Here is a 9412-nt window from a genome sequence, read left to right on the forward strand (position 1 = left end):
CCAGCGCCCCTGATGGGGCAAGGGAACGAAACTATGAACGACCTGACCAAATTCACCAACCAGATGGCCAAGCCCGAGACCTTCGATCAGATCCAGATCGGTCTCGCTTCGCCCGAGCGCATTCGCAGCTGGTCCTTCGGCGAGATCAAGAAGCCGGAAACCATCAACTACCGCACGTTCAAGCCCGAGCGTGACGGCCTGTTCTGCGCCCGCATCTTCGGCCCCGTGAAGGACTATGAGTGCCTTTGCGGCAAGTACAAGCGCATGAAGTACAAGGGCGTCGTCTGCGAAAAGTGCGGCGTCGAAGTCACCGTGACCAAGGTGCGCCGTGAGCGCATGGGCCATATCGAGCTGGCCGCCCCGGTCGCGCACATCTGGTTCCTCAAGTCGCTGCCCTCGCGCATCGGCCTGCTGCTCGACATGCAGCTCAAGAACCTTGAGCGCATCCTGTACTTCGAATCCTATGTGGTGATCGAGCCGGGCCTGACCCCGCTCGAGAAGTACCAGCTGCTGACCGAAGACGAGCTGCTCGACTATCAGGACGAGTATGGCGAGGACAGCTTCAGCGCCGGCATCGGCGCCGAGGCGGTCAAGCACATGCTGATGGCGCTGGACATGGTCCAGGAGAAGGAAGACCTCCTTCAGGAACTGGCCACCACCAAGTCCGAGCTGAAGCCCAAGAAGATCATCAAGCGCCTGAAGGTCGTCGAGTCCTTCATCGATTCGGGCAACCGCCCCGAGTGGATGATCCTCGACGTGGTGCCGGTCATTCCGCCAGATCTGCGCCCGCTGGTGCCGCTGGACGGTGGCCGCTTCGCGACCTCGGATCTCAACGATCTGTATCGCCGCGTGATCAACCGTAACAACCGCCTGAAGCGCCTGATCGAGCTGCGCGCGCCTGACATCATCGTGCGCAACGAAAAGCGCATGTTGCAGGAAGCCGTTGACGCCCTGTTCGACAACGGCCGCCGTGGCCGCGTCATCACCGGCGCCAACAAGCGTCCTCTGAAGTCGCTGTCCGACATGCTCAAGGGCAAGCAGGGCCGCTTCCGTCAGAACCTGCTCGGCAAGCGCGTCGACTATTCGGGCCGTTCGGTCATCGTGACCGGTCCCGAGCTCAAGCTGCATCAGTGCGGCCTGCCCAAGAAGATGGCTCTGGAGCTGTTCAAGCCCTTCATCTACGCTCGTCTGGACGCCAAGGGTCTCTCCATGACCCTGAAGCAGGCCAAGAAGTGGGTCGAGAAGGAGCGCAAGGAAGTCTGGGACATCCTGGATGAGGTGATCCGCGAGCACCCCGTCATGCTCAACCGTGCGCCCACGCTGCACCGTCTGGGCATTCAGGCTTTCGAGCCCGTGTTGATCGAGGGCAAGGCGATCCAGCTGCACCCGCTGGTCTGCTCGGCCTTCAACGCCGACTTCGACGGTGACCAGATGGCCGTTCACGTCCCGCTGAGCCTCGAGGCCCAGCTGGAAGCGCGCGTGCTGATGATGTCGACCAACAACATCCTCTCGCCCGCGAACGGCAAGCCGATCATCGTGCCCTCGCAGGACATGGTGTTGGGCATCTATTACCTCTCGATGGACCGCATCGGCGAGCCCGGCGAGGGCCAGCTGCTGGCCGACATGGCCGAGGTGCATCAGGCGCTGGATTCGGGCGTCGTCACCCTGCACTCCAAGGTGGTGGCGCGCGTCCCGCAGACCGACGAGAACGGCAAGACCTATCTCAAGCGTTTCGAGACGACTCCGGGCCGTATGCTCATCGGCGAATGCCTGCCCAAGAGCCACAAGGTGCCCTTCGACGTCGTCAACCGCCTCCTCACCAAGAAGGATGTGGGCGACGTGATCGACGAGGTCTATCGTCACACCGGCCAGAAGGACACGGTGCTCTTCGCTGACGCCATCATGTCGCTGGGCTTCCGCCACGCGTTCAAGGCCGGCATCAGCTTTGGCAAGGACGACATGATCATCCCCGACAGCAAGGATGAATTTGTCGACCAGACCAAGTCGCTGGTGGCCGATTACGAGCAGCAGTATCAGGACGGTCTGATCACCCAGCAGGAAAAGTACAACAAGGTCATCGACGCCTGGAGCCGTTGCGGCGACCAGGTGGCCGCGGCCATGATGGACGAGATTAAGGCCACTCCGCTGGATGATGACGGTCGTCAGAAGCCGATCAACTCGATCTACATGATGAGCCACTCGGGCGCGCGTGGTTCGCCGACCCAGATGAAGCAGCTCGCCGGTATGCGCGGCCTGATGGCCAAGCCTTCGGGCGAGATCATCGAGACGCCGATCATCTCGAACTTCAAGGAAGGCCTGACCGTTCTTGAATACTTCAACTCGACCCACGGCGCCCGTAAGGGCCTGGCGGACACCGCGTTGAAGACGGCGAACTCGGGTTACCTCACGCGTCGTCTGGTCGATGTGTCGCAGGACTGCGTGGTGATCGTGAACGATTGCGGCACCGAGCGGGCGCTGGAAATGCGCGCGATCGTGCAGGGCGGTTCGACCATCGCCTCGCTGGCCGAGCGTATCCTGGGCCGCACCCTGGCCGAGGACATCCTCGCCAAGGACGGCTCGGTCGTCGTCGCCAAGGGCACGCTGCTCGACGAGCCCGCCGTGGCCCGTATCGAGGCGACCGGCACGCAGTCGGCCCGCATCCGTTCGCCGCTGGTCTGCGAAGCCCAGCAGGGCGTCTGCGGCACCTGCTACGGCCGTGACCTTGCGCGCGGTACGCCGGTGAACATTGGTGAAGCTGTCGGCGTCATCGCCGCCCAGTCGATCGGTGAGCCCGGCACGCAGCTGACGATGCGTACCTTCCACATCGGCGGCGCCGCACAGGTCAACGAACAGTCGAACCTGGAAGCGCTGTGCGACGGCACCGTGGTCTATCGCGACATCCCGACCATTCAGGACAAGCGCAACCGCCGCCTGTCGCTCGCCCGTAACGGCGAGGTCGTGGTGATCGACACCGATGGCCGCGAGCGCGCTCTGCACCGCGTGCCCTACGGCACCCATCTGATCTTCGAGAATGGCGCGGAGATCAAGCAGGGCGACCGTCTGGCCGAGTGGGATCCCTTCACCACCCCGATGATCACCGAAAAGTCGGGCGTCGTGAAGTATCAGGATCTGATCGACGGTCGCACCATGACCGAGCAGACCGACGAAGCCACGGGCATGAGCAGCCGCGTGGTGACCGAGAACCGCGCCACCAGCCGCAGCAAGAAGGAGGATCTGCGTCCTCGTCTGACGCTGCTGGATGGCGCCAGCGGTGAAGCCGCGCGCTACATGCTGGCGCCCGGCACCACCCTGTCGGTCGAGGATGGCCAGCAGGTCGAAGCCGGCGACGTGGTGGCCCGCGCCAGCCGCGAAGCCGCCAAGACCCGCGACATCACCGGCGGTCTGCCCCGCGTGGCCGAGCTGTTCGAGGCGCGCATCCCGAAGGACAATGCGATCATCGCAAAGATCTCGGGCCGCATCGAATTCGTCCGCGACTACAAGGCCAAGCGCAAGATCGCCATCGTCCCCGAGGAAGGCGATACCGTCGAGTACCTGATCCCCAAGAGCAAGGTGATCGACGTTCAGGAAGGCGACTGGGTCAAGAAGGGCGATAACCTCATCAGCGGTTCGCCCAACCCGCATGACATTCTGGAAGTGCTCGGCGTGGAAGCTCTGGCTGAGTACCTCTGCTCGGAAATCCAAGAAGTCTATCGCTTGCAGGGCGTGAAGATCAACGACAAGCACATCGAGGTGATCGTTCGCCAGATGCTGCAGAAGGTTGAGATCACCAACGGTGGCGACACCACCCTGCTGCCGGGCGAGCAGGTCGATCTGGAAGAGATGCTGGAAACCAACGCCAAGCTGCTCGAAGGCCAGATCCCGGCCGAGGGCAAGCCCGTGCTGCTGGGCATCACCAAGGCCTCGCTGCAGACGCGTTCGTTCATCTCGGCCGCTTCGTTCCAGGAAACGACCCGCGTGCTCACGCAGGCCGCCGTGGAAGGCAAGCGCGACAGCCTGATCGGCCTGAAGGAAAACGTGATCGTGGGCCGTCTCATCCCCGCCGGCACCGGCGCGGGCATGAACCGCATGCGCGTCACCGCTTCCTCGCGCGATGCCGCGCTGCGTGCCTCCTACCGCAAGCTGCAGGGGCACCTGATCGCCCCGGCAACCGCCGCGGAAGAGCATGCCGCCGAGCTGGCGCAGGGGCCTGAGGCCGCCGGTCTGATCGATCCGCTGGGCGCCGTCGAAGGCACCTCGCACGGGACCGACGCCGACGCTGGCGATTACCTGCTGAAGGGCGATGAGGCCGAATAAGCCTCATTCCTTCAAGGGTTGAGAATAACCCCGCCAGAGCTTCGGTTCTGGCGGGGTTTTCTTTGTTTTAAGGGAGTTGAAGAGAGAAGATGCGAGGGCCATCGCCCTCGCGCTCCCTTTACTGTCTACCTCAGCGCTTCGGGTTCGGCCTTGCGCATAGCTCGCCGCGCCGCAGGCAGGGTTTTCCGCGCGACATCAGTGTCAAATTGGGGATTTGATGGCCTGCGGCGCCATGCTGCGCAGGTGGAGAGACTGGGCGCACCGGTCGGGCGCCTCTGCCCTATCGTCGGGAGACGTAACGGGGGTGCAGGGGGCGTAACGCCCCCTGCTTTCACTCTTCCCCGACTTCTTCTTCAACCCGCCCCTTGAACCCCTGAGCGATCACATACCACTCCGAGGAATCCTTGCGGCTCGCGGGCGGTTTGGCGTGCTTCACCGTGGTGAAGTGCTTCTTCAGCAGCGCCAAAAGCGTGGGATCGGTTCCACCCGCCAGCACCTTGGCCACGAAGCCCCCGCCCTTGGCGAGCTGCTGGATCGCGAAATCGGCAGCGGTTTCCACCAGGCCCATGGTGCGCAGATGGTCGGTCTGCTTGTGGCCCACGGTGTTGGCCGCCATGTCGGACAGCACCAGATCGGGCGCCCCGCCAAGGGCCTCCATCAGCGCGCCGGGGGCTTCGTCGGCCATGAAGTCCATCTCGAACAGCACGGCGCCCTCGATGGGGTCGGTGGGCAGCAGATCGATGCCCACAACGCCCGCCTGCGGGGAACGCTGGCGCACCACCTGAGTCCAGCCACCCGGCGCCACGCCAAGGTCCACCACCCGGCGCGAGCCCTTCACAAGGCCGAACTTGTCGTCCAGTTCCATCAGCTTGTAGGCGGCGCGGCTGCGATAGCCGTCGGCCTTGGCCTTTTTCACATAAGGGTCGTTCAGCTGGCGGGTCAGCCAGCGGGCGGAGGAGGCGGTGCGCTTTTTGGCGGTGCGCAGGCGCTCATTGGGGTCGCGGCCTGAACGGCTCATCGGCGTTTCTCCATAGTGCCCGGCATGGTGCTCTGAGCGTTGGCGGGCATTGTGTCGTCGGTGCCGATCAGGCTGCGCAGGATGCCCTCGCGGATGCCCCGGTCGGCCACGCCCAGATGGTGAGCGGGCCATAGTTCCAGAATCGATTCAAGGATGGCGCAGCCAGCCACCACCAGATCGGCGCGCTCGCGCCCGATGCAGGGCAGTTCACGGCGGCGCGCGAGGGCCATGGTGGAGAGGCGCGTGGTGATGCCATGCATGCTCTTGGCGGGCACGATCACGCCATCCACCGCGCTGCGGTCATATTGCGGCAGGTCGAGGTGGACGCTGGCCAAAGTGGTGACGGTGCCGCTGGTGCCCAGCAGGCGCAACGGACCGCCGGGGCCGCTCTCGCGCGCGGCTTCGCGGAACGGGTCGATACGGCGGGCGAAATCGGCGAAGCTGTCGTCCACGCGGCCACGCATTTCGGCGTAGCGGTCGATGCGGGCCTGCTCGTCCTGGCCTTCACCCACGCAGGTTTCCGTCAGCGAGACGACGCCCCAGGGCACGCTCACCCAGTCGCGGATGATCGGCGGGGCATCGCTGCCGGGCACGGTTTCCACCAACACCAGTTCGGTCGAGCCGCCGCCGATGTCGAAGACCAGCGCCGGGCCGGGGCCGGGTTCGAGCAGGATATGGCAGCCCAGCACGGCGAGGCGCGCCTCTTCCCGCGCCGAGATGATGTCCAGCCGGATGCCGGTTTCGGCGCGCACGCGCTCGATAAAGGCCGGGCCGTTGCTGGCGCGGCGGCAGGCTTCCGTCGCCACCGAGCGCGCCAGATGCACGTTGCGGCGCTTCAGCTTCTCGGCGCAGACCCGCAAGGCATTCAGCGCCCGGTCCATCGCCTGATCGGAGAGCCGCCCGGTCTGGGCCAGCCCCTCGCCCAGCCGCACCACGCGGCTGAAGGCGTCGACCACCACGAAGCTGTCGCCCGCCGGGCGCGCGATCAGCAGGCGACAGTTGTTGGTGCCCAGATCAATGGCGGCATAGGACTGGCGCGTGGAAGTGGGCCGGATCGGCGCCACCCGCGGCGGAGTTTGCCGCGAAGGCGCGGGCCTGCCGCCGTCGCGCCCGCTACCTTCACGGAAACTGTCCGCACGTCTGCGACTCCCACCCGGCGTTGTGCCGGGATCGGGCTGGCCTGCGCCGGACGGCGCCCTGTTCGCAGCGCCCGAAGGCGCTTTGTTATCGGCCGGGCCGGGGGCGGAGCGGGGCGCTTGAGGCGCGGCCACGCCGTCCGGACGGCCACCGGCAGTGGCCCGGTTCGCGCCGGAAGGGGTGGATGCGCCGCTGGTCTTGCGCGCGTGCCGCTTGCGTTTACCCCCGTGCTTGCGAACCTTGTTGCGCTTTGCCGGCGGATGTTGGTCCGCCATAATCATCAAACTCAAAAACTGTGGGCCGCATATGATGCGGATAGATTGCAACAACCGTACCGCTCACAGAGCTTTGGGGCAAGCGGCGTTTGCGTCGGGCTGGAGGCCGCCATCCTTGACGAGGACTCCCCGCAGGGCGCATAAGAGAGCAAAGGGGGAACAGCGCCGCGTTACGCGCCTGCTTCTCGACCCGTAACGTAAAACAAGGCAAGCATCCGGCCATGGCAACCAGGCCCTATTCCTCCAGCGGCGGTTCTCGCGGCGGCCCCAACTGGCGCATGATCCTGCGCCGCAGCGTGAAGCGCAGCGCCGAACTGCTGAGCGCCGGGCTGCTGGTGGCCGTGATGATCTTCACGGTGCTGGCGCTGCTGTCCTATCACCAGACCGACCCTTCGGCCTCCACGGCGGCGGCAGGGCCGGTGCTCAACTGGATGGGGCGGCCCGGGGCATGGGTGGCGGAGCGCGCGCTCTTCCTCTTCGGTCCGGCCTGCATCCTGCTGCTGCCGCTGCTGCTGGTCTTCGCCCGCCAGCTCTGGCGCATTGCCGAGGCCGATGCCGCCGAAGTGGAGGATGAGGATGCCGTGCCCGCGCATCACTGGGTGCGCCCCATCGCCGTGCTGGTGGTGGCCACGGGGCTGATTTGCTCGGCCCTGTCGCTGGCCTTTGCCGACAGCGCGACCAGCCTGCCTGCCTCGCCGGGCGGCGTGGCCGGACTGCTAGGCGCCGCTGCCGTGCATGGGCTGGCCGATTTGATCCCGGCTGCCGGGCGCGGCGTGTTCACCTTCATCTGCGGCGCGGTGGCGCTGCTGGTGGGCGCCGCTCTGGCCACGCAGGTCTTCGCCATCGACTGGCTCGACCTCATCACCATCCCGCTGCGCCGCCGCGCCGCCGCGCGCGCCGGGCTTGAGGAAGACTTTGAGGACGACGCGGATGAGCCTGCCGCGCGCAAGGCCAAGGCCGCCACTGTCGCCAGCAGCCCGGTGAAGGCGGCTCCGCTGCCCGATCTGCCCTTCACCCCCGATGGCCCCGCGCCCGTGATCGCCCAGCGCCGCGCGCCGGACATCAGCGACCCGGCCCGCGCGGTGAAGCAGGCGGAGTTCTCCAGCCTCTCGCGCCAGACCGATCTCTTCGATTCGGTGGCGCTGCCCGGTCTGGACTTGCTGGCCGATCCGCCCGCCGATGCCGCCCAGCCGATCGACAAGCTGGCGCTGGAGCGCAACGCGCGCCTGCTCGAAACCGTGCTGGACGATTTCAATGTGAAGGGCGAGATCACCGGCGTGCGCACCGGCCCGGTCGTCACCAGCTATGAGCTGGAGCCCGCGCCCGGCATCAAGGCCAGCCGCGTGATCGGCCTGGCCGACGACGTGGCCCGCAACATGAGCGCCATTTCCGCCCGCGTCTCGCCGATCCCGGGCCGCACCGTGATGGCCATCGAGCTGCCCAATGCCATCCGCCAGATGGTCAGCTTCAAGGAGATGATCGCCAGCGAGACCTTCGTGGCCAACAAGGGCCAGCTGCCCATCATCCTCGGCAAGGACATCGCCGGCGAGCCCATCGTGGCGGATCTGGCCACCATGCCTCACCTGCTGGTGGCGGGCACCACCGGTTCGGGCAAGTCGGTGGGGCTGAACTGCATTCTGCTCTCGCTGCTCTACCGCCTGACGCCTTCGCAATGCCGCCTGATCCTGGTCGATCCCAAGGTGCTGGAACTCAAGAGCTACGATGCCATCCCCCACCTGCTCAGCCCGGTGGTGACGGACCCGTCCAAGGCCGTGCGCGCCCTGAAATGGGCCGTGGAGGAAATGGAGCGCCGCTATCGCCAGATGAGCGAGATCAACGTGCGCAACATCGTCAACTTCAACGAGAAGGTGAAAAGCGCCGCCGCCAAGGGCAAGCCGCTGGGCCGCCGCATCTCCATCGGCTTCGATCCCGAGACCGGCGAGGAGCTGTTCGAGGACAAGCAGCTCGATTATCAGGTGCTGCCGCTGATCGTGGTGATCGTCGACGAGCTGGCCGACCTGATGGTCACCGTCGGCAAGGAGATCGAAGTGCTGATCCAGCGTCTGGCGCAGAAATCACGCGCCGCCGGTATCCACCTCATCATGGCCACGCAGCGCCCCTCGGTCGATGTCATCACCGGCGTCATCAAGGCCAACCTGCCGACCCGCATTTCGTTTGCGGTGACCAGCCGCATCGACTCGCGCACCATCCTTGGCGAGCAGGGTGCCGAGCAGCTGCTGGGCAAGGGCGATATGCTCTTCAAGCCCTCATCCGGGCCGATGCTGCGCGTCCACGGGCCCTTCGTGGCCGATGATGAGGTGGAGAAGGTCGCGGATCACTGGCGTCTGCAGGGCGCACCCGAATACGTGGATTCGGTGACGGAAGAACCCGAGGAAGGCTCCTTCGGCTTCGACGACCTCGACGCCACCGCCAGCGACAACCCCGAAGAGCGCAAGTACCGTCAGGCCTGCCAGATCGTGTTCGAGAGCCAGAAGGCCTCCACCAGCTGGCTGCAGCGGCAGATGGGCGTTGGCTACAACACCGCCGCCAAGTGGATCGAGCGGATGGAGAACGATGGCTTCGTCGGGCCTGCCAATCACGTTGGGCGGCGCGAGATCTACCGCGATAAGGATGGGCAGCCTTTGTAAGGGGGGTAGAAGAGAAGATG

4 protein-coding genes are annotated in these 9412 nt (G+C 65.7%); 2 read left to right on the forward strand and 2 right to left on the reverse strand.

Annotation, left to right across the window (positions count from 1 at the left end; all coding sequences use genetic code 11):
• Positions 1-33: 33 nt before the first annotated feature.
• Complete coding sequence (gene rpoC, locus SR3_RS11885) at positions 34-4314, forward strand: DNA-directed RNA polymerase subunit beta' (protein WP_068085799.1); 4281 nt, start codon at positions 34-36, stop codon at positions 4312-4314.
• A gap of 331 nt (positions 4315-4645) precedes the next feature.
• On the opposite strand, the gene SR3_RS11890 is transcribed toward rpoC, so the two are convergent.
• Both SR3_RS11890 and SR3_RS11895 read right to left on the reverse strand, forming a co-directional pair.
• Positions 4646-5332, reverse strand: a complete 687-nt coding sequence (locus tag SR3_RS11890; RefSeq protein ID WP_068085804.1) for an RlmE family RNA methyltransferase — start codon at positions 5330-5332, stop codon at positions 4646-4648.
• A complete protein-coding gene (locus SR3_RS11895; protein ID WP_084455454.1) occupies positions 5329-6744 on the reverse strand; it encodes a Ppx/GppA phosphatase family protein in 1416 nt (471 codons plus the stop codon). Before SR3_RS11895 ends, SR3_RS11890 begins: the two co-directional genes overlap by 4 nt.
• Before the next feature lie 221 nt (positions 6745-6965).
• On the opposite strand from SR3_RS11895, the gene SR3_RS11900 reads away from it, so the two are divergent.
• Positions 6966-9392: an FtsK/SpoIIIE family DNA translocase gene (locus tag SR3_RS11900; RefSeq protein WP_068085809.1), complete on the forward strand. Its 2427-nt coding sequence runs from the start codon at positions 6966-6968 to the stop codon at positions 9390-9392.
• Positions 9393-9412 lie beyond the last annotated feature (20 nt).

Origin of the sequence: Novosphingobium rosa NBRC 15208, assembly GCF_001598555.1 — a bacterium.
GTDB lineage: Bacteria > Pseudomonadota > Alphaproteobacteria > Sphingomonadales > Sphingomonadaceae > Novosphingobium > Novosphingobium rosa.

Excerpts from the sequence above, each read along its gene's own strand:
- rpoC (WP_068085799.1), top strand. The coding sequence starts at position 34 with ATGAACGACCTGACCAAATTCACCAACCAGATGGCCAAGCCCGAGACC.
- SR3_RS11895 (WP_084455454.1), bottom strand. The coding sequence starts at position 6,744 with ATGGCGGACCAACATCCGCCGGCAAAGCGCAACAAGGTTCGCAAGCAC.
- SR3_RS11900 (WP_068085809.1), top strand. The coding sequence starts at position 6,966 with ATGGCAACCAGGCCCTATTCCTCCAGCGGCGGTTCTCGCGGCGGCCCC.
- SR3_RS11890 (WP_068085804.1), bottom strand. The coding sequence starts at position 5,332 with ATGAGCCGTTCAGGCCGCGACCCCAATGAGCGCCTGCGCACCGCCAAA.